This is a genomic window from Aporhodopirellula rubra (genome assembly GCF_014192335.1).
GTDB classification, from domain to species: Bacteria; Planctomycetota; Planctomycetia; order Pirellulales; family Pirellulaceae; genus Rhodopirellula; species Rhodopirellula rubra.
Genome location: NZ_JACHXU010000023.1, coordinates 109,971 through 129,790 on the forward strand (window position 1 = coordinate 109,971; position 19,820 = coordinate 129,790).

Below are 19,820 nucleotides of genomic sequence, written 5' to 3' on the forward strand. Positions count from 1 at the left end.
GCGCCGATGCCCTGTACGACGCTGACCAAACAACCAAACTCTCCACTTAGTTTTTCTAAACGAGGCTGCTGATGTGCGACCAAGACCATTTTGAAGATGACATGAAGAAATACTCACGCCGTGACCTCGGTGCACTCGCTGCCGCCGGAATCGGCGCCGCGATGATGCTGCCGCGTGCCGCAAATGCTGCGGAGGTCAGCTCGAGCGATGTCAGCATCACGACGCCCGATGGCGAGTGCGACGCCTATTTCGTGGCACCGACAACGGGTGCCCATGCCGCGGTACTCGTTTGGCCGGACATCTTCGGACTGCGTCCCGCGTTTCGACAAATGGGTAAACGTCTCGCGGAATCCGGATACGCGGTATTGGTCGTCAATCCGTTCTACCGAACACAGAAAGCACCAACCGCTGACAAAGGGGCAAACACTCCCATTTCCGATGTCATCCCTCTGGCACGTTCACTCAGCGCGACCACGCATACCACCGACGCAAAAGCACTCATCGCATGGCTCGATGAACATCCACAGGTCGACAAGAACAAAAAAGTCGGAACGACCGGATATTGCATGGGCGGCCCCATTGTCATGCGAACCGCCGCAGCAGTCCCGAACCGCGTCGGTGCCGCGGCGACTTTCCATGGCGGCGGATTGGTTACCGATCAACCCGACAGCCCACACCTGTTGATTCCGCAAATGCAAGCAGACTTTTTGATCGCGATCGCGGAGAACGACGACGAACGTGATCCGAAAGGCAAAGAAGTCCTGAAGGAAAAATTCGCGGACGCGAATCTGGACGCGGAAATCGAGGTCTACCCAGCCGGACACGGATGGTGCCCACCCGACACGCGAGTGCACAACGACGAACAAGCCGAAAAGGCATGGTCACGAATGTTGGCACTCTTCGAGAAATCACTCGCCTAGCGGATCGCGATAATACGCTCCTCAGAGACACCCTTTACGCCACGCCGCCCCGCACCTCACGCCCGCCCCGTTCGGCTGAGGTATTGGTGCACGCAGGTGATTCCGAGTGCACCGTCGCCCGCCGCGAAAGCACATCGCTTCGTCGTCCCGCTTCGAACATCGCCCGCGGCAAACACGCCCGGGTACGTCGTTTCCAGTTCACACGGCTCTCGCTCGAGCGTCCAACGCTGCGAATTACGAACGCCGGGCCCCGTTAAGACAAACCCGTGCGAATCGAGTTCAATCTCTTCGGGCAACCACTCCGTGTGTGGCTTGGCACCGACAAAGATGAACACACCCGAACACGGAATGCTTTCACAATCACCGCTGACGTTGTTGCGGATGGACACCTTCTCGAGCCGGCCGTTGCCCTCAAGGTGTTCGACTTCGCTCTCGTGCACGATATCGATCACATCGCTCTGCTCGATCCGTCTCGCAAAGTATTCGGACATGCTTTTGCGGATATCGTTGCCTCGCAGCAGCAGCTTCACGCGTTTGGCATGCTGCGAAAGGTACATCGCGGCTTGGCCTGCCGAATTACCACCACCGACAACGATGGCCGTTGTGTCACGGCACACGCGAGCTTCCACCGACGTAGCGGAAAAGTAGACGCCCATCCCTTCCAACCGTTCACAACCTTCGATCGGTAGTCGTCGGTACGAGGCACCGGTCGCGATCAGCACTGTTTTGGTCCGCACCTTTTGTCCAGTACACAACTCAACGCAATGATTGCCGTCTTCGCTGCACGACATCGACCGCACCGTCACAGGAGCGGTAAATTCAGCGCCGAATTTCATTGCTTGCAAGAATCCCAGGTTGGCCAATTCGGTACCCGAAACGCCCGACGGGAATCCCATGTAGTTTTCGATCTTGGAACTCTGGCCCGCTTGCCCACCGGGCCCGACTCCGTCGACGACAAGCGTACGCAAACCTTCCGACGCCCCGTAGACTGCCGACGCCAACCCGGCGGGCCCGGCACCAACAATCAACACGTCGTACAGTTCGTCTTTGATGTGGCGTGAAATCCCCAAACACTCCGCGACTTTCGCTAGCGAAGGTTTCGACTCAACGTGCTCACTGCATGCAATCACAGGAGCGTCTTCGGCAGCAAACCCGAGGCCGTCCAATGCGTTCCGCGAGACATCATCGGCTATATCAAAAAACGTGTGAGTGACGTTGTTCTTGTAAAAGAACTCTCGCAGACGCAGAGCTTCCTTTGAGTCGACGGTCCCGAAGACTCGCACGCCGAGAAAGTCAGACGCCTCTAACAATTTGCGACGGACCTGGAACGCGTCAAGCAGTTTGTCACTGATATGAGGCAACTCGGCCAACATATAACGAATCGTGCACGCCGTGATTTCGATCACTTCCGAGTCGCCCGCCGCGATCGCTGTCACGACCGCTGGTCGTCCGGTCAACATCGAAACGTCGCCGGTAAACTCTCGCGCCCCGTGAGTGACCACTACGCGAGCACTGCCGCTCGACGATTCGGTAATGGTGATCCCGCCCGATTTGATCACGAAAAATGAATAGTCACAATCACCGGATTGGAATAGCACCTCACCGTCGCCAACCGTCCGGAGCGTCCCGAGTTTTTCGAGACATTCCATCTCGTAATCGTCGAGGTTGGGGAAGGCGGTCGTGTTTCGATTATCGCCTGCGTCAGTTCGCATGTTCATTCTCGATTTCTCCGATATGCGTCCATTCTCAACCATTCCACGACCGACGAAAAGGCAGGCCAAACTCCCAACGCACTGACGCCGCCGGATTGATCACATGATTATCGCAACTCGGCTACCTCAGCGAAACTCCGACCACGATTGCACGCCTGAACCATGCCCCAATCGCGAAATCGCGGGCGCAGCAATGCCTATAGAGCAGATCGCAACAGCGGATGCAGCCAATGCCTCCCGTCTGTGGAGCTCCTAATTCCGACAGAATCCACCGACAATACACCGGTCAACACGATCTGTGACGTTATCGCGGCATCGTCGGCAGATCAAAGTTTATCGCAATGATCCGGATCGTCCTATCAATCTGACCGTCGAGCTCGCTGTGGCAGGTATCAACCATGAACGGCTGGATGTTTCTCGCAGGCATCTCTTGAGCCCAGACCATCAACGCAAACCGATTGACGCAATTCAACCGAAACGTTCGGGACGCGGGAATCCCCATGAACTCGCCAAGGCGTCGGCGGCTTCTTCGATATCGGTGATTTCACCCCAACCGCCGTTGCGCAGATACGCGTGTGCGAATTCGTGTGCGATCACGTACCATGCGAACGGTTCGGACGTGTCGTTCAGTTTCAAACGCAGAATCACACAGCGACTGCCGTTGCCGTCGAGCCCCGGAGCCGGCATCAGAAATGACCAGCCGACGCCCGGCTGATAATTATCGACCGTCACGCGAAAACGCGGATCGTTCAAGAAGTCGTCCTGCACATCACCGGGAAGATGTTCGAGCACGTGCAAAATCCGCTGCTGCAGCACCGGGTGCTGGGAGAACGGATCGAGGTACGCTTGGAAACGCATGAATGAATCAGACTTCGCGAACATCCGGTCAACGACAAACAGAGCAATGCAAACGGAAACACACCTGACGCAATCGTATCACAGGTTCCCGAATTCCGAACTCCCTCTCTCGCTGCACTCGTGCTCGAGCGGCGACCGATTAGGCATCAACGAGCCTATTCAAAATCCCGTTGGCTCGAATCGAACGCTTTGGGAAAGTCATCGGGGATGTCCGTCAAAGTCACCTCACCACTCGCCGCCCATTCGGTGCCGCGAAGCAATAGCGTGATAAAACCGACGCACTCCATCGTCTTGTCATCGTGTCCCAAGGGGGTATGAAAAATTTTCCCGTCGCCGTACTCGATTGTCATGATCGTCGGTTCGTGTCGCCCCGTGCCGCGGTATTTTGGATCCGCGAAAGATGTCGCCAAGATCGTCATGTTTTTCGCCGGGCCTCGCAACTTCTGATACAGCTCGTCTTTGACGTGCATCCATGATCGCGGCATCCCTTTGGTAATCGGGTGATCGGGGACACGCACAACAATTTGATACTCGTGTGCCGGCCCGTGGTCACCGCCCGAACCAGGAGTGGTGTCGCGAACGAGTTTTTCGGATCCATCGAGGTAAACATAGGGCCCCGACTTCTCATTGCGTCCGTCCCATCCGCCGAGTCCGATCATTTCGTTGAACTCTTCCCATGAACCGAACGAGTTATCGGCTGCGTGGATGATTACCATCCCGCCACCACCGGCGACATACGCTTCCAACGCGTCTTGGGTCTTCTGCGGCCACGGCGCCGCCTTCCAACCAAAATTGCTGAGCACAACGTCATAGCCAGCGAAGTTTGGTTCAAAATCTGGATCCGTCTTGGGTTGCCTCAGGTCTTCGTAGGTCTTACCATCCTCGAGCGGGTATTGCTCGAGCAACTTGCCGCCCTTCCACGTGTACTTTGTGCGAGCCACGTCGACGGTGAACCGTCCTGATTCCTCGAGGTACTTCTTCATCATGATCGTCGTCTTCGGCCACGCCGCATGGTTGTTCTGGCCGTCGATGATCAACACCTTCAGCTTCTCTTGTGCCGACGCCGTACGTTGCTGCAGCGATGCAGGAATCATCCAAAGGACAACAACGATTAAGAAAAACGCGATTCGGTTCATGGGGTTCGATCCGTGGGGAATTCCATCTCGAAGTGATGGGCAAAAATCGATGACGAACGGCTGAAACTTCTCCAGCCGATGACGCCCTTTGGAAAAACATTTGGGCACCGTCTCCACAACTTAATCCATTTGATCGACGATGTGCGGCGGCAGTCCGATTGTGCGGCGAAAAGTCCCAACGCGGTTGCCCCGATTGCTCACCTCTATCGGTGCCGCAAACGTGCCGACTCGCCAGGCGGCGTAGATAGTGAGGCCGAAATAGAACCGCCCCACCGTTCCGCAGCGGCTTACCTAAAGGCCCACGTTCTCGCTTGTTCCCTGCCCTCGGCAGCATTCCCTCTACGTCGACGTAGACCGATCTCGGCTAAAATGGACTCTTGTTCGGCGCGGCCGAATTCTGATCCGCTAATCGACACGATAATACTACAATCGCAGGATACCCAATGCACCATCTTCGTATCGCCCTTGCCGCGTGCCTAACGTTCGTTTACCTGATTTCATCGGACGACGTGACGGCAGCGGATCCCGTTCGGTTGGACGGCACGTCTCACCTGAACCGCCTCACGCGGGCTTGGGTTCAGACGGCCCAGGAAGTGAACTATCACCTCAAGGTCACCAACGAAGAATCCGGCAGCGGCGCGGGCTTCAAGCACTTCGCGCTCGGTCACTTGGACATCATCAAATCATCTCGTCCGATAAGAGACCGTGAACGCACCGCCTGCCAAAACGCGGGTATCCAAACCATCGAAGTCCCAATGGCTCGGTTTCCCTCCGGCGTCGAAAAATTGCGTTTCGTCGTCAATCGCGAATCGCTGCGCCGCGAGGAAGTTCGAGAATTCCTGCGTTATTGCCTTTCCGACCACGCCCAGGAATTAGCCGCCGTCGACGCGGTGCCTTTGAGTGAACTCGAACTCAATGACGCACGGCTAATCATAACGATGGCAATTCAGAACAACGCAACCGAACAACCTCCAACGAACGAGGGGGCAAGCCAGTAACATGAGATCGAGCAGACTACATCATCTGTGACCGTTTTTTTAGCGTTGGCCGTAGTGTTCGCCGTAGTGGGCTCGGCAACGAGTCCTTTGCATACGTCGCATCAAGCGGACGCGTTACCTCGTCCACTACCAGAAAATTTAGTTTCCACAGACCACCACATATCGCAAACGCATACTCACCAGGAGCGATGACGACAGCCTTCTCGCTGTGACCTCTATCGCCCGACGCTGGCCCCCGGTCAACCGACCGCAGCTACTCTCCCAAGCCGAGGCCGTTTGACGAAACGTTTTAGCGAGTCACTTCAAACGTGTAGTTGATCACGCGGTTGCCTTCCTGCTCGATCGCACGCAGCAGCAAACGTTGGCCGATCAAATTCTTCCCGTCCGTCCAATCGATATTTCGCTCTGCCGTCTCGCCAGGTCCGACCGCGAGCACCCGTCGCTCATATTGCCGATCACTACCGGCAAACAACAGGCAGTCGAAGTTGGCCGTGCGGCGAGTCTGGTTGGTCATCTCAATTTTCACACGCAATCGATCACCAACCATTCGCGTAGACACAACGAGATCGAACCCTTCCGGTCCCACTTCGAGTTGGCGGTAGACCCGGATCGTCGTCGGTGGCGACGTCGCAAACTTGATCGCAATCGGCAACTCAAAACGACCGATCGTCGCATTGTTACCCAAAATAATTGAAAAGTCCGTCTGTCCCTTTTCAAATGGATTCAAATCCCATTCGCGTTCACGCGGTTGGATACTCCACGCCGGCGGCGGGTCGATGGAGATCGTTCCCACCAACGATTGGCCGATCGGGTTTTTGTACTGCACGCCGATCGGTTGTTCGCGACCGAGCAATGCGTCGATTCGTTTTTTGTCGATATCGACCGACATCCGAAACTCCGCGAGCGCGGGATCGATTCCAACGAGAAACTTCGGCACCCGATCCACATCGACTCGATGGATGACCTGCCCATCGATCTTCTCCGTTTCCAATTCCATGCGACGTCCCCAAACGTCAACCTGATAAACGTTATCGCCGAGAAACAGCCGTTCCGTCCGGGGCGTGTCGCTCCAAATCAGGATCACCGATGAGTGCGAACTCCGAAACACGATGTTCTGTGATCCGCCACGCATCCGCAACGAACCAATATTTCGTGCGCGTCCCAATAGGAGACTCGTCGTTCGCCATGGCAGCAGCAAATCATCGGGATGCCAATCCGACTTCACCAGTGTCGCCTCGGGAGCCAACGGTCGACGCACGAACGCGGCCTCGACTTTGTGCCCCCGCACCGTCGCCATTCTCAACACAAGATCCGTGATTCTGGAATCGCGATCGTATTTCTTTGCCGGCAACGGATCGATCGTCAACCACGTATCGCCCTTCTTTCGCCGCCCGCCGCTCTTAGGCAATCCCGGCAGCCCGCCTCCGGTTGATTGCCCGAATCCGGTCGATGACGTTTGCGTTACGGGGTAACCCGCCGCACTGTTGGCAGCCTCTTCGAGATCCAACATTGCATCGAGTTCATTAGAAGTCAGGGGTTGCTCGAGATGCCGAACCACCCCCTTCCACGAATCGCCGATGATCTCCGGTGAATGATCCAACCAAGCCCACGGAACCATGATTTCGAGCGGTTGGCCGAACCCTTGAAGGCCGTCTGCGATCTCCGAAATCTTCTCAGACAAATCCGGCAATTCTTGAAAACTGAAGTCGGTATCATCACCGAGTTGCCACATCCGGATCCGGAACGTCATCCGGTTCATAATCGCATCCAACTGCGGACGCCAAATCCCCGCGTCGTTGAGGAAGCCCGCCACTCGCGCATCACCACGCTCGCGAACTCGATAGAGGTTCAGTTGTTCTTCCTTTGGGCGATCCAGCAATCCGACCGGATTGATTCCAACGTCACGAAGCCGCGAAGCCAACGTCGCGGCGGTATCGGCAGACGCGGTATCCTCGGGAGAAAACCAAACCGGCAACTTCGCCCAACCCACACCCACATTGCTCAACCACTGCGAGACGACTTTACCGGACACTTGTTTGTTGCGGAATCGTGAAATCAAATCCGGTGGCATCGTCCAACCGTACGGCAACGGTTCAATCTCGGTCTCTTGGTTAGCGAAAACCGACATCACTGACTGCTGGTCCGCTCGCCCCTGATCGTTCGATGCCGGCGGGGACCATTCTCGTGGGTCATCCGTCAACCGATCCACGATCACAAACGTTGACCGATTCGACAGCGACGCACCGCGTTCATTTTCCATGGCCGCGTCGATGATGTAGAAGCCCGCCTCGAGATCCGAAAGCCCCCAATCAAACCACAACGAATCTTGATCGGCCCCCCGCGCGTCCGGGTTGCTCGACAACACGATTTTTCCCGAATCGATCTTGCTCTCGTCGGCGCGTTCTTCGTCCGACGGGCGATTGAAATCAGCAACCGCCAACTCACGACTGGCCGATTTCAATTCCTTTTCATTGTGATCCAACAGTCGCAATCGAACACGCGTCGGCTCACTCGGCAATCCCATCAACTGTGTTGTCGCGGTGACACGTTCTCCGCTTCGATAGACGCCGAAGGGCTGGTCGGTGGAGACCTTCATCTGTGGAAATTGACGAAACGTGATGTTGTCAAACGAAACGACACCGCGAATGTCTTGCAGACCGTCCTCACCACCCATCACGTTCAACGAAACTCGCATCTGACGAGCGCCTCGAGGCGGCGTCAACGCTTCAATCACGAGCGACCGCCAACGAGTCGTTCGGGTGACCGCGGGCGTGGAGGTCCGCTGCAACTCATTGCCTTCATCGTCATAGAAGATGACCTGCGCATAGACCGAGTCGTGAGTTAGATTTTTTGTCAGCACATCGACGCTAAACCGGTATTGATAACGACGACTCGTCGGCAAACTCGGTGACGTAACTCGAGCTTGGCCTCCATCGAGACGAATCGTCAAACAACGGTCCACCAAAAAGTCCGCCAGCGATGGGGGCAGCGGTGGGAGCAGCTCGGATTGAGGTACCCATTTCAACGCGCGCCGGACTTGAGGCCAACGCAACAACAGCGCGGTGTCAAGCGCCAGGACGTTCGATTCCAACGCCTCATCCCGAGGCGTGATCATGATGCGAACGTATTCCGGATACCCGGTCTCGACATGACGAGTAAAAAGGTCCGGCCATCGATCGAAATTTGAGTCACCCGATCGTGAAAAGTCCCACCGATAGGTTTTCAGTCCCGCGGGGCCGATATGCTCGATCACGCCGCCGGCCGCCGTGACGGATGACTCCGACGATCGGCCGCGCTCGGGCTTCATTGGCGCCTCGCTGGTGCCCTCGGTCGGTCTCGCGTAAGCTGTCGACTGTTGGGCCGAAAGCGGTAATGTGCCTGCCAATACCACCGTCAACATCAGGGCCGCAATGTTTAGGCCCACCATGTTTGGGCCCGAAACCCGCAGACGCTTGGCCTCTGCACTGGCGAGAACACGTCGATTCGCGGCGGCACCGCCATGCGATACCGGGACAGCCGCGGGAGTTTTCCCGAGACGCCGTCGGCGATCAATAGCGGCTCGTACCTTCATGGGCGGCAGGAAGAAATGTCTTTAATTGGAAAGAGGCGACAAATTGGCTGAGATAAAGATCGCCGTGCGAGTGGATTCGATTGGCAACGTCAATCCGTCGGCGGCGTCACTGCGTCGTGTTTTAAGTTGGGTAGCATCCACGGGCGCGACCAGCGTGGAATTATGCGGCCGACGGGTTTTGGACGTATCTGAGTTATCGGATACGGCTGTGCGAACCTTGCGGAAAATTCTGGATGATCTGAATTTGCAGATCGCATCGATTCGTTTTCCGACCCGCCACGGCTTCGATCATCTCGAAAATCTCGACCGCCGGATCGAAGCGACCAAATCCGCGATGCGGGCCGCCTACCGCCTCGGTGCCCCCCTCGTCGTCAACCAAATCGGCCCCGTTCCCGCTCCTCCGGCGTCAAAGTCCGCTGGGGGAGCCGCGGGCGATCACAACGGCTCCATTCTCACGGGCGGCCTCCCCCCCGCGGGCCTAACCCTCAGCGAAGCCCAGGCGTGGGCGAGCGGTTCGGCGCCACAAGCCTCCTCGGGTCCCGAAATCGTTGACCCGCGTTGGAACACGCTCCGCGAAGTGCTCGACGACCTCGGCCGCTTTGGCGCTCGCGTCGGTTCCTTTTTCGCCGCCGAAACCGGTACCGAACCCGGTGAACATCTCGCCCGACTGATCGACATGAGCTCCGAGGCCTACATCGCCGTCGCTCTCAACCCTGGTCAATTGATCATCAATCGTCACAGCGTCCCGGACGCGGTCGCGGCGCTGAAAGACCGGATACGCATCGTCAACGCCGTCGATGGAGTTCTCGATCTCTCGGCAGGACGCGGCATCGCCGTTCCGGTTGGCCAAGGGACGGCTGACTTCCCCTCGCTGATCGGACAACTCGAAGACATTCCCTATCGTGGACCGTTCGTCGTCGGGCGATCCGACATGCCGCCTGAGACCGCCCCGCAGGAAATCATGCAGAGCATTGAGTATTTGCAAAACTTATGAGAGCCACGGCGTAGCGTCCCCCGCCTTGGATCAAATCGGATATCTTGGCGTGCGTCCATAAATGCTTAGAATCTCGGACGCGAAGAAACGATTCCCCCCCAATTTGACCTCCAACCTTTAAGTGAAGCCGTGCCCGATCTGGCTCATCATAATCTCGACATCAAACGCGTTGCCATCCTGTTCGCCGGTGGCCCGGCCCCTGCTGCAAACGCTGTGATCAGCACTGCCGCATTCTCGTTCCTCGAAGAAGGCGCGCAAGTATTTGGGATTAAGCACGGCTACAGCCGATTGGCCGAATACACCGCCGCCGGTCCACTCACCGAAGGCGACGACTACATTCGATTCACGCACGACACCCTGATTAACGCACGCAGTAGCCGCGGCATCATGATCGGCACCGCGCGAACCAACCCCGGCAAACACGTCAGCAGCCCCGAGCACTTGAAAGACCCTGAACTCGTCGCACCATTGCGAAGAGTTTATGAAGGTTTGTGCTCTCTCGAAGTAGACGCGTTGATCTCGATCGGCGGCGACGACACGCTGAAGACCGCGAACAAACTCAAGATGTTCCAGGACAACTTGCCCGGCGACGCGCGACGTTTCCCGGTCGTTCACTTACCCAAAACGATCGACAACGACTATTCCGGCATCGACTTCACGTTCGGTTTCTTCACCGCCGTCGAAACACTCGCCGAAGAAATTCGCAACCTCAACTTTGACGCCGCCGCCGGCCGCGCTTATTTCCTCTGCGAAGCAATGGGCCGCAGCGCCGGATGGCTCGCCTACGGTGCCGCCATCGCGGGCGAAGCCAGCATGGTGCTCAGCGTCGAGGACATCACCGGTGCTCTCGCCGACGAAGAAGTCATCAGCGCGGAAACCGGAGCCACCCGCAAAGTGATGGCGATCGACCGCGTTATCGACCGCATGGTCGACATGATGTTGGCTCGCGAACGCGAAGGCCGACCGTACGGAACGATCGTCATCGCCGAAGGCATGGCCGAGTTCCTCCCGTCGAAGTATCTCGAAGGGATCACTCGCGATGATCACGGCCACATTAACATCTCCTTGATCAACCTGTCTGCTCTGATGTCTCGCTTGCTCGCCGAACGATACACCGAACGCACTGGCAAGCATCGGAAAGTCAACGGATTGCAACTCGGATACGAAGCCCGTTGTGCCCCTCCTCACGCCTACGACGTGATTCTCGGTTCGCAATTAGGTGTCGGTGCCTACCGCGCCCTCGTGGAAGAAAAACTCAACGGCGTGATGGTATCGTCGGCCGGTCAATTCGACCTGCACTTCGTCCCCTTCGAAGAATTGGTCGATCCGCAAACGCTGGTCACCAAAGTTCGCTTCATCGAACAAAACTCCGACTTCCACCGCCTCGCCCGCTTCCTCGAAACGTGCGTCGACAATTAAACCGACCGCGATGGTCACCGCTGACGCGGTTACGATGCGTCTGAATTCAAATCACCTAGTTTTTTGTGCATGGCGCCGTAACTGAGCGGCAACTCGATCTTGTTGGGTAACGCCTGGTAGAACTCGGCGTCTTCGCGACGGATCGCAACGCAGATATTCGCGTTCGTTGCCGCGTCGACCATCTTCTGGGCGTCAGCACTTTGACCGCCGAGAAAATTCAACAAAACGTCGCCGTCCGCATTCGTTGGATTGAAACAATTTGCCATTTCCGGTCGCAACGATGCGACCACGGGTTCGAGAAAATCGTACGAATCCGATGCGGCACTGCAGTAATCGAGGCCCCGTTGGGTCGTCTCTTGCGTGCCCAATTTGCTCGTGACGGCGGGCTTGAAATTGATGCCCTCGCTGTTTTCCCTGGTCTTTTCGATCACCGAATCGATCGACCACAACTCCAACTCGTCTGCCGCACCGCGTCTGGGAATCTGGATCTCGACCCATGGTTCCCAGATCCCGATCACGGCTTGAGCAACGTAGCCCGCGAGTCGAACCAGCTTGATTCGCGTCTGCAACTTCTGAGGCAATCGTGACAACGATTCATCACTGTCATGCAGATGAACCAGCACATCGATCTCGGACTTGTTGATCCCAAACGCGTTCATCGACAGAGAGCTGATCGTCTGTGAATCCATGCCGAATACGATCATCTCCATCTCGTGAAGTGAGCGTTTCGATTCCAAACACTCATCGATCATTTCCTGATAGCGTTCCGGATACAATCTCGCGAGCGCCACGCGGGCGGCGTCTTGCATTGCCGCGCAAAGAATCAATCCATCCGAAATCGATTCGTGACCGCCCTGTTCAATCATCAACTCGATCGCCAACCCCGAGGCAACGCCGCGAGCCCAGATCAAACCGAGATTCAGCGGCGACGGTTCGTCGCTCAGTAGCGCCGCCTGCGCGGTCGCGGCCAACGCGAGCCGGCCAACACGCTTCTGTCCCAACTGAACAACCGCTCGCGGCAAATCTGCAATCGCGATACCCGATTGGTTATAAAACGGACTTTGAGCGATGCTGATAATCTCTTCTGTCAATCGAGCGTTCTTGGAAATCGCATCCGTTAACGCCTTCGTGTCCATTTGCTCTGAACCACTCATTCGGTAGACACTCAAAGACGTGTCACAGATCGGCACCACCGATTTCCGTGCTTTGATATTGTCCGCGACATCCTGTTGAGTGATCGGTGCGACACATCCGCTCGAGCCAGAATCACTTGCGACGCTAGACGCGGGCGCCGCCACGTTTGGTTCAACGCAATCCGCCTGTGTCGTTTTCGTCGTCAACGCCCTCGCAGCTGCGGATCGTTCCGCGATCGCACGGACCTTCATGCTCAACACCGAATAATCGATCGGTTTGTAGATAATGTCATCAATGCCGCGACTGATGAGGTCCTTTGCCAACCGCGGTTCCGTCACGCCCGTCAAAACCACCACCGACGGTGGACTCGGCATCGACATCAACTCGACCGCGAGAGCGTGCCCGTTCTGATTGGGCATTTTCAAATCCGTCACGACGACGTCGTAGTTTCCCTTCGCAGCGAGCTTGGCCGCCTCCCTGCCGTCTTTTGCAGAGTCACAGTGGAATCCCTCTCGAGCCAGAGCACGAATGGTTAGGTTGCGAACCAATGGCTCATCGTCAACAACGAGTGCAGAGCTACAATGGTGATTCATAACATTGCCTACAAAGAAAAGTAAAACGAACGAACGGAATAATTAAAAACAAGAACGCCTTTCCACGGCACAATCTCGCGGTCATCGATCCGAGCATGATCCACGAATCGGATCTCGAGACTCCGATTACCGCGTCGCCAACGTCGTCGTCATGCCCCATTGGCTCGGACGCAGCGATTTGGATTTCGAAACATCACACCGGTTGCTCCTGCGGTTGAGCATCGAGCATTTCGCGGATCGCATTCAACAACGTCGCCGGATCAATCGGTTTTGAGAGGATCGGTAGCTTCGGCGATTTTGTATCCCACGTGGTCTTGCTCGACTTCACGTCGTAACCGCTGCAGAAAAGAATCTGCATATCGGGACGCACCCTCGCGAGATGCTGAGCAACCTCTCGTCCGTTTTTGAATGGCATGACGACGTCGATCAACGCAAACTGGATCTCATCGAGATTCAAGTCGATCTTCTCAATCGCATCATTCCCGTCGATCGCATCGATCACGGAATAGCCAGCATTGGTTAACGAACGAATGGTAATTTCCCGAACATTCGGATCGTCTTCGGCGACCAGAATTGTCTCATTTCCGTTTGACGGCTGCTCTGGTTTCCCAACATCGACCGAAACGATCGCATCCGCAGTCGCGTTCACGGTCGGCAAATACAACTGGAACGTCGAGCCCACTCCCTTGTCAGTCGTGACTCTCACGCACCCGCCATGATCCTGAGCGGCACCAAAGACCATCGACAAACCGAGGCCTGTTCCTTTTCCAACCTCTTTCGTTGAAAAGAACGGCTCAAAAATTCGATTGGCCACCTCTTCGCACATGCCACCGCCGGTATCGGCAACCGACACGACCACGTATTCGCCGGGTTTCAAATCGGCAATCGAATTACCCGACTCCGATTCGTTCCATCCAATCGTTTCCCGATTGAGTCGAATCGAAAGCTTCCCTGAGTCCTCCATCGCATCCCGCGCGTTGATACAAAGATTCAACAACGCCTGCGACAGCAAGTTCACGTCCGCGGAAACGTTGCCGGGGTCGCTACACGTTTCAACGTTCAGCTCAATCGCCGACGACAACAGCGGTTTCACCAATACCATTGCGGAGTCAATAATTTCCTGCGCCGAACAAACGACTTTCTTCGGCGGTTGCTGGCGACTGAAACTGAGTAACTGTCCCGTGATCGCGGACGCTCGTGAAGTGGCCTCCAGCACGTGAGTGAGATCCTCATACGGTTGTTCATCCGGATTCATCGCCTCCATCGCAAAACCCGTGTATCCTCCGATGGCTTGCAACAGATTATTGAACTCGTGAGCGACACCACCGGCGAGCGATCCGATCGCTTCGAGTTTTTGCTTTTGCCGGAGAGCCTGGTCTCGTTGCTCCAATTGCGCCGTTCGTTCCTGAACCATCGTCTCGAGCTCCACTTGCTTGATCGACGCCGCCTTAATGAGCCGACGCTTCTCGATCAACGCCACCGCCAACTGCATGACTTCCGCGTTATCGAACGGCTTTTTCAGAATCAGCAACCGATCCGACCGTCCCAAACGTTTTGAAATATCAGCCCACGTGTTGTCCGAATACGCGCTGCAAATGACCACTTGCAAATTCGGATCGGCCTTCCAAAGGTGTTCGATCGTCGTCAAACCATCCCACCCCGGTGGCATACGCATATCACAGAACGCCAACGTGTAGGGACGTCCTTCGTTCATCGCTGCGATCGTTTTGCGATACGCTTCCTCACCCTGATACGCCGAATCTAAATCCACTTCGAGTGGCTTTTGCAGACTCTCTTCCGACGAGTCGTCGTCATCACCAAAGAACGCGTTGGCAGCCTCCGCGAGACTTTGCGACGACGCGTCGACGGTAAAGATTTTGCGAAAGTCTTCATGGATCGAAGGGTTGTCATCAATGATGAGAATCCGAGGTTTGGTTGATTCAATATTCATAACTCGATGGTCCTCAAACGAGGAAGGAAATCTAGGATTTCAAAATGAGATGTAACAAATTGTTGCGATTGCAGGCCTTCATCCGTTCGCCGGATGCCACCTAGGACATAGATGGAACACATGGAATGATCTCCAAGGCGGGCACAGACAAGGTAAACGTGGCTCCCGATCCTTCGCCTCGACTTTCTGCGGAGAGTGAACCACCGAGTTCTTGAGCGACGTTCGCTGATGAATGCAATCCGAAACCGAGTCCGGTGGCTTTGGTGGTGAACCCGTGACGGAAAATTTCAATCAGGTTATCCGGCGCAATGCCTAACCCGTTGTCCTCGACGGAGAACACCACGTCACCGTCGAGACGCTTGATCGAAAGTCGAATCGTCGGTGATTCGACTTCGGCTGCGACCACGGACTCTTTTGCGTTCTTAATCAGATTGATCAGCACCTGAATCACGCTATGTTTCTCGAGCAGCAAATCGGCTCCAGTCTCGAAGTCAGTTTCGACGTGCACGCCGTGACGACGGATAGAGGGAAGGTTCATCTTCACCGCTTCGTCAAACAAGGCGGTTGGCGACACGGGCTCTTTCGGCGAGCGATGCTGCGAGAACGTTTTCTGGCTGGCGACAATCTCTTTGATGTGCTCGACCTTGTTCATCAATTCGCTAATCTCCTCCATCTGCACCTCGCGATCACGCAAAGCCGATGCGGCAAGTTCCGACAAAAACCCAGGGAACTTTCGACCACGGGGATCGTCGCTCAGATAGGCACCGAGTTGATTTTCGTTGTCTCGAATGACCTGTGACGCTTTCACAAGGTGTTCACACGTTGGTGATTCGATTCGATCGCGTAGAGTCTGCGTCGAAACGTTGATGCTGGTCAACGCATTACCGACGTTATGCAGTACATCTCCCGCGAGTTCCGCCATCCCGGCTTGTCGGGCTGCATCCTGCAATTCTCCGGCGAGAACCTCGCGTTCCCGTTCTGCCCGTTTCCGGTCGCTGATGTCGCGTGAAATTCGACACGCATACTCCGTCCCGCAGAACGAACCGTACGTGGTCGATACCTCAATCGGGAACGACGATCCGTCCTGACGGGTCATCGTGCTCTCGCTGGTCACCGTTTTCGAGTGCTGCAACTCACGCCAGTAATCTTCCCACGTAACCGCATCGAGCACCGAATCAAGTTTCGATATCCGCACCCCGAGCAACGCGTCTCGCTCGTAGCCGAGAATCTCACAGCACGCCCGATTGAGATCAATGATGGTCCCCGAACTGTCAAAAATGATCATCGTGTCTGACGCCGTATCGATACCCTGACGCAGACGCCGCAAACTCAAATCGCGTTCCCAACGTTCGGTGATGTCGCTGAAAGAGAACACTGCTCCTGCGTTATCGTATTTGGAGAATGGCGTTCCATTAAACGAAACAACCGTGTCGGCACCGTTACACCGAATCAACAATTCCTCGTTTCGCACCGGCTCACCATTGAGCGCACGACGGATCGGCAATCGAGACGGAGCAATGGGCAGCATCGTCACCGGATCGTAAAACCCGAGTCGGCTCGACTCTCTCGAATCGTTCACCAGGGCGATACAGTCTTCGCCAAAGATCGCCTCAGCCGCCGCGTTGTAACTCAACAGTTCACCGTCATAATCGAGCGAAACGATCCCCGAGGAGACACTATCGACCACTGTGTTCAACGTTTGTTTCTGCGTAATCAACGCCCGATTAGCAGCGTTCAATTGCGCATCCGCGGTAATCCGCGCCGTGATATCCGACTGCGTCGCGATGAAGTTGGTCAGCTCACCGTCGTTTCCATAAATCGGGCGAACGTGAAGATCCAACCAGAACGAACTTCCGTCTTTGCGATAGTTAAGAAGTTCAACGTCAAAACCTCGTTCCTCACGCACCGCAGTTCGCATCACCTCAATGGTTTCTTTGTTCGTGTCGTGCCCCTGCAAGAAGTGACCGGGAACGAGCCCAATCACCTCGTCCAATTTGTAGCCCGTCAAACGGGTGAACCCATCGTTGACCCACTCGATCCGCGCATCGGCTCCCGTGATAACAACCGCGTCATCGGTAAACTTCGCGATGAGAGAGAGTTTCTCGGCTTTCGCTTTCGCTTTCGCGAGTTCAACCGATTGGTTGCACAACGCACGAAACTGAGTTGCGAGCCTTTTATCAATCTTTGTTGCCAACACCAAGAATACGGTTACGGAGACGAACCCGACCGCAAAAATGGACTTGAACCCTTTAACAATGATCGCGGTCGCTTGAAGTGCCGAATCACTCGTGATCGCCGACAATCGGCTGAGCAACCGCGTCTTCGTTTTGGCGTACGCGTTAAGACTGTCCGCATGTTGATCACGGAGTCGTTCCCGTTCGACAATGCATTCGAGCCATTCGGCACAGCGGTTATACAGTCCCCCCTTGCCATTTTCGATTCCCTGCCCGTCCTCACTATGTTCGAACCCTTCGCCAAAGAACGCGACCTCGAGGTCGTTGAGGCATTCGATTTTTTCGAACGCCGACATATCGTCCTGCGACGGTGTGTCCAAGATCCGGTGCAGTCGCGCGAAACGCTGTTTGAGTTCGTTGTCACGAAGATCCACGAGCGTGTCCGGATCCGTCGCTGCGAGTAACTTCTGATGCAATAAAACGAGTTCATCTAACTCCTGCACCTCTTCTGAGCGACTCGTCTTCGGCGTCCATGACTGCAGGATTTCATGTGCCGCCTCTTTAGCGGGTTGACCACTCATCTTCCGATAGGCATGAATCGCCCTTGCGGACTGCAGCATCTGCAATTGTTTCGCGGAAACTAAAATCGAGTTCAAGCGATCAAACGCTTCGTGCGTTTCACAAATATTCCCCTCGCGTTCAGCTTGCAGTTGACGACGGCGCATCGCCAAATCACAACACCGCGCATTCAAAGTTTTAATGCGTAGAATCGTCGATTCGACGTGCTGAACGATACCCGTCAGACGTGGATCGAGTTGATGCGAATCCGCGAGCAGTTTCCGCATTTCCTTCGGTGCCAACTTACCAATCTCGACGGATTCACGATCAGAACGATCTCGAAGCAGCGTTGCCGAGTTACGTCCATACTCTTCGACCATTCGGTCGGCCCGCCCCGCAATCTCGGAAACCACCGTACGCAACTGATCACTTGCCACGCGGTCTTCACGCACACTTTCGAGCGACCAACATGAGGCAATCAAAAGCAACAACACCGTACTGAGACCAACCGCCGTCAACCCCCAGACGAGGCCGATGCGGTGTTGAGGCAGCACGAGACGATCGGAATGTTTGGATCTATTCATCCGCGTGCCCTCTCGCGAGGTCAGACCACTCCATCGGCTCAATCGACCGGTCACGGATCACTGTCGGCCAAACCGCATGACTCGCCTGATGGCGTGAATGAGTGAGCTTCAGCGGTTTCGGTAACCCGATCGAAAACTCTTCCAATGCCTCCAATGTGTTAACGAGTTCATCACGACCTCCTTCGTAAACCTCCGATTCCAGCGCAACCAAAAGAATGCGTCCAGCGATATAGCCTTCAAAAGAGCCGAAACAGTAACCTGTGTCTCGATGAGCATGTCGGTCCATCGCGATCCGATAACGCTGTGCAATTGAACAATGCGACTCGGGATGTGGAACGACTTGGGTCACGATAACGCCATCACCCATATCACCGAGCGTTTTTGCTAATGGCAGGGCACCGACGAAGGATACACTTAGAAACAATCCATCGTATCCGCACGTTTTCGCCATCCGGATGAACTTCGCGGACGGCGCGTACGCCGCGATCATGATGATCGCCTTGGGTGGCACGCTATGAAACAGAATTTCGGCTAACGCATTCTCAATCGCGAGCGAGTTGCGTTTGTACCTGCCATGAGCAATTTCGTTTTCGCTCGCGAGTCCGTGCGATGTTAGCGCATCAATCCCACCATTGAATCCCGAATCACCGTATCCGTCTCGCTGGGTAAAGAATGCGATCTCGTTCGGGCGGATATTGGTATGTCCGATGATCGCATCAACCATCGCACATGTCTCTTCCGCGTAACTGGCTCGATAGTTAAACACGTATCGATCCGCGGGTTGACGGCGTAAGACTCCAGCGCCGGTATACGCAAACAAAAACGGAACATGTGACCGATTAATGATCGGCAATGCTGAAATCGCGGTTGCGGTTCCCGCATTGCCCACAATCGCGAGCACGTGTTCCTTTTCAATCAAGTGGCGAATATTGATAACAGTACGCGCCGGTTCATAGCCGTCATCCATGGCGATCAACCGCAGACGTTGCCCCCGAACCCCACCTCGCTGATTGGCCTCCGACAGAGCGGCCTCAACGCCGACTCGTACATTAATGCCCACATCAGCGGTGGGACCTGACAATGCCGTCGACATCCCGAGCAGGATGTCATGGGAACTCTCGCCGCAATACGCGTCGGATGACAACGTCCCACTAAAAAGAATGATGATGAAAGCCAAAACGCGTTGCGATCGACGATGAGAATTGTTTCGATTCATGT

The 19,820-nt window shown here is 55.6% G+C and carries 12 protein-coding genes; 4 read left to right on the forward strand and 8 right to left on the reverse strand.

Features of this window, described 5'->3' with window-relative positions; all coding sequences use genetic code 11:
* Positions 1–71: 71 nt before the first annotated feature.
* Positions 72–920: a dienelactone hydrolase family protein gene (locus FHS27_RS24595; RefSeq protein ID WP_184308047.1), complete on the forward strand. Its 849-nt coding sequence runs from the start codon at positions 72–74 to the stop codon at positions 918–920.
* A 56-nt stretch (positions 921–976) separates the two neighbouring features.
* Here the strand turns inward: FHS27_RS24595 and FHS27_RS24600 are convergent, their stop codons facing one another.
* From FHS27_RS24600 to FHS27_RS24610, 3 genes are all read right to left on the reverse strand, one after another.
* Positions 977–2,632, reverse strand: coding sequence for an FAD-dependent oxidoreductase (locus FHS27_RS24600; protein ID WP_184308049.1), 1,656 nt, complete (start codon positions 2,630–2,632; stop codon positions 977–979).
* Between the two features lie 468 nt (positions 2,633–3,100).
* On the reverse strand, positions 3,101–3,490 hold the full coding sequence (locus FHS27_RS24605; protein ID WP_246420821.1) for a hypothetical protein: 390 nt from the start codon (positions 3,488–3,490) through the stop codon (positions 3,101–3,103).
* 155 nt (positions 3,491–3,645) lie between these two features.
* The gene (locus FHS27_RS24610; RefSeq protein WP_184308051.1) at positions 3,646–4,626 is read right to left on the reverse strand and encodes a ThuA domain-containing protein; all 981 of its coding nucleotides are present in this window, start codon (positions 4,624–4,626) and stop codon (positions 3,646–3,648) included.
* Positions 4,627–5,069: 443 nt separating this feature from the next.
* On the opposite strand from FHS27_RS24610, the gene FHS27_RS24615 reads away from it, so the two are divergent.
* Positions 5,070–5,624 (forward strand): substrate-binding domain-containing protein, encoded by a 555-nt coding sequence (locus FHS27_RS24615; protein ID WP_184308052.1) that lies wholly within the window; start codon positions 5,070–5,072, stop codon positions 5,622–5,624.
* A 289-nt stretch (positions 5,625–5,913) separates the two neighbouring features.
* Here the strand turns inward: FHS27_RS24615 and FHS27_RS24620 are convergent, their stop codons facing one another.
* Entirely contained in the window at positions 5,914–9,195 is a 3,282-nt protein-coding gene (locus FHS27_RS24620; RefSeq protein ID WP_246420823.1) for a hypothetical protein, read from the reverse strand.
* Positions 9,196–9,238: 43 nt separating this feature from the next.
* Here FHS27_RS24620 and FHS27_RS24625 point away from each other — a divergent pair, with 43 nt between their 5' ends.
* Both FHS27_RS24625 and FHS27_RS24630 read left to right on the forward strand, forming a co-directional pair.
* A complete protein-coding gene (locus tag FHS27_RS24625; RefSeq protein WP_184308053.1) occupies positions 9,239–10,189 on the forward strand; it encodes a sugar phosphate isomerase/epimerase family protein in 951 nt (316 codons plus the stop codon).
* 129 nt (positions 10,190–10,318) lie between these two features.
* Complete coding sequence (locus tag FHS27_RS24630) at positions 10,319–11,608, forward strand: 6-phosphofructokinase (protein WP_184308054.1); 1,290 nt, start codon at positions 10,319–10,321, stop codon at positions 11,606–11,608.
* A gap of 29 nt (positions 11,609–11,637) precedes the next feature.
* Here FHS27_RS24630 and FHS27_RS24635 read toward each other — a convergent pair whose 3' ends face one another.
* The 4 genes from FHS27_RS24635 to FHS27_RS24650 all read right to left on the reverse strand — a co-directional run bounded on the left by FHS27_RS24635 (position 11,638) and on the right by FHS27_RS24650 (position 19,818).
* Entirely contained in the window at positions 11,638–13,335 is a 1,698-nt protein-coding gene (locus tag FHS27_RS24635; protein WP_184308055.1) for a response regulator, read from the reverse strand.
* A gap of 193 nt (positions 13,336–13,528) precedes the next feature.
* The gene (locus FHS27_RS24640) at positions 13,529–15,286 is read right to left on the reverse strand and encodes a response regulator (RefSeq protein WP_184308056.1); all 1,758 of its coding nucleotides are present in this window, start codon (positions 15,284–15,286) and stop codon (positions 13,529–13,531) included.
* 100 nt (positions 15,287–15,386) lie between these two features.
* Positions 15,387–18,602 (reverse strand): PAS domain-containing protein, encoded by a 3,216-nt coding sequence (locus FHS27_RS24645; protein ID WP_184308057.1) that lies wholly within the window; start codon positions 18,600–18,602, stop codon positions 15,387–15,389.
* A complete protein-coding gene (locus tag FHS27_RS24650) occupies positions 18,595–19,818 on the reverse strand; it encodes an ABC transporter substrate-binding protein (protein ID WP_184308058.1) in 1,224 nt (407 codons plus the stop codon). Before FHS27_RS24650 ends, FHS27_RS24645 begins: the two co-directional genes overlap by 8 nt.
* Positions 19,819–19,820: the final 2 nt, after the last annotated feature.

What these genes read in the sequence shown, in the direction of transcription:
- FHS27_RS24600 (WP_184308049.1), bottom strand. Translation starts at nt 2,632, where the DNA reads ATGCGAACTGACGCAGGCGATAATCGAAACACGACCGCCTTCCCCAAC.
- FHS27_RS24635 (WP_184308055.1), bottom strand. Translation starts at nt 13,335, where the DNA reads ATGAATCACCATTGTAGCTCTGCACTCGTTGTTGACGATGAGCCATTG.
- FHS27_RS24640 (WP_184308056.1), bottom strand. Translation starts at nt 15,286, where the DNA reads ATGAATATTGAATCAACCAAACCTCGGATTCTCATCATTGATGACAAC.
- FHS27_RS24615 (WP_184308052.1), top strand. Translation starts at nt 5,070, where the DNA reads ATGCACCATCTTCGTATCGCCCTTGCCGCGTGCCTAACGTTCGTTTAC.
- FHS27_RS24610 (WP_184308051.1), bottom strand. Translation starts at nt 4,626, where the DNA reads ATGAACCGAATCGCGTTTTTCTTAATCGTTGTTGTCCTTTGGATGATT.
- FHS27_RS24605 (WP_246420821.1), bottom strand. Translation starts at nt 3,490, where the DNA reads ATGCGTTTCCAAGCGTACCTCGATCCGTTCTCCCAGCACCCGGTGCTG.
- FHS27_RS24595 (WP_184308047.1), top strand. Translation starts at nt 72, where the DNA reads ATGTGCGACCAAGACCATTTTGAAGATGACATGAAGAAATACTCACGC.
- FHS27_RS24620 (WP_246420823.1), bottom strand. Translation starts at nt 9,195, where the DNA reads ATGAAGGTACGAGCCGCTATTGATCGCCGACGGCGTCTCGGGAAAACT.
- FHS27_RS24645 (WP_184308057.1), bottom strand. Translation starts at nt 18,602, where the DNA reads ATGAATAGATCCAAACATTCCGATCGTCTCGTGCTGCCTCAACACCGC.
- FHS27_RS24650 (WP_184308058.1), bottom strand. Translation starts at nt 19,818, where the DNA reads ATGAATCGAAACAATTCTCATCGTCGATCGCAACGCGTTTTGGCTTTC.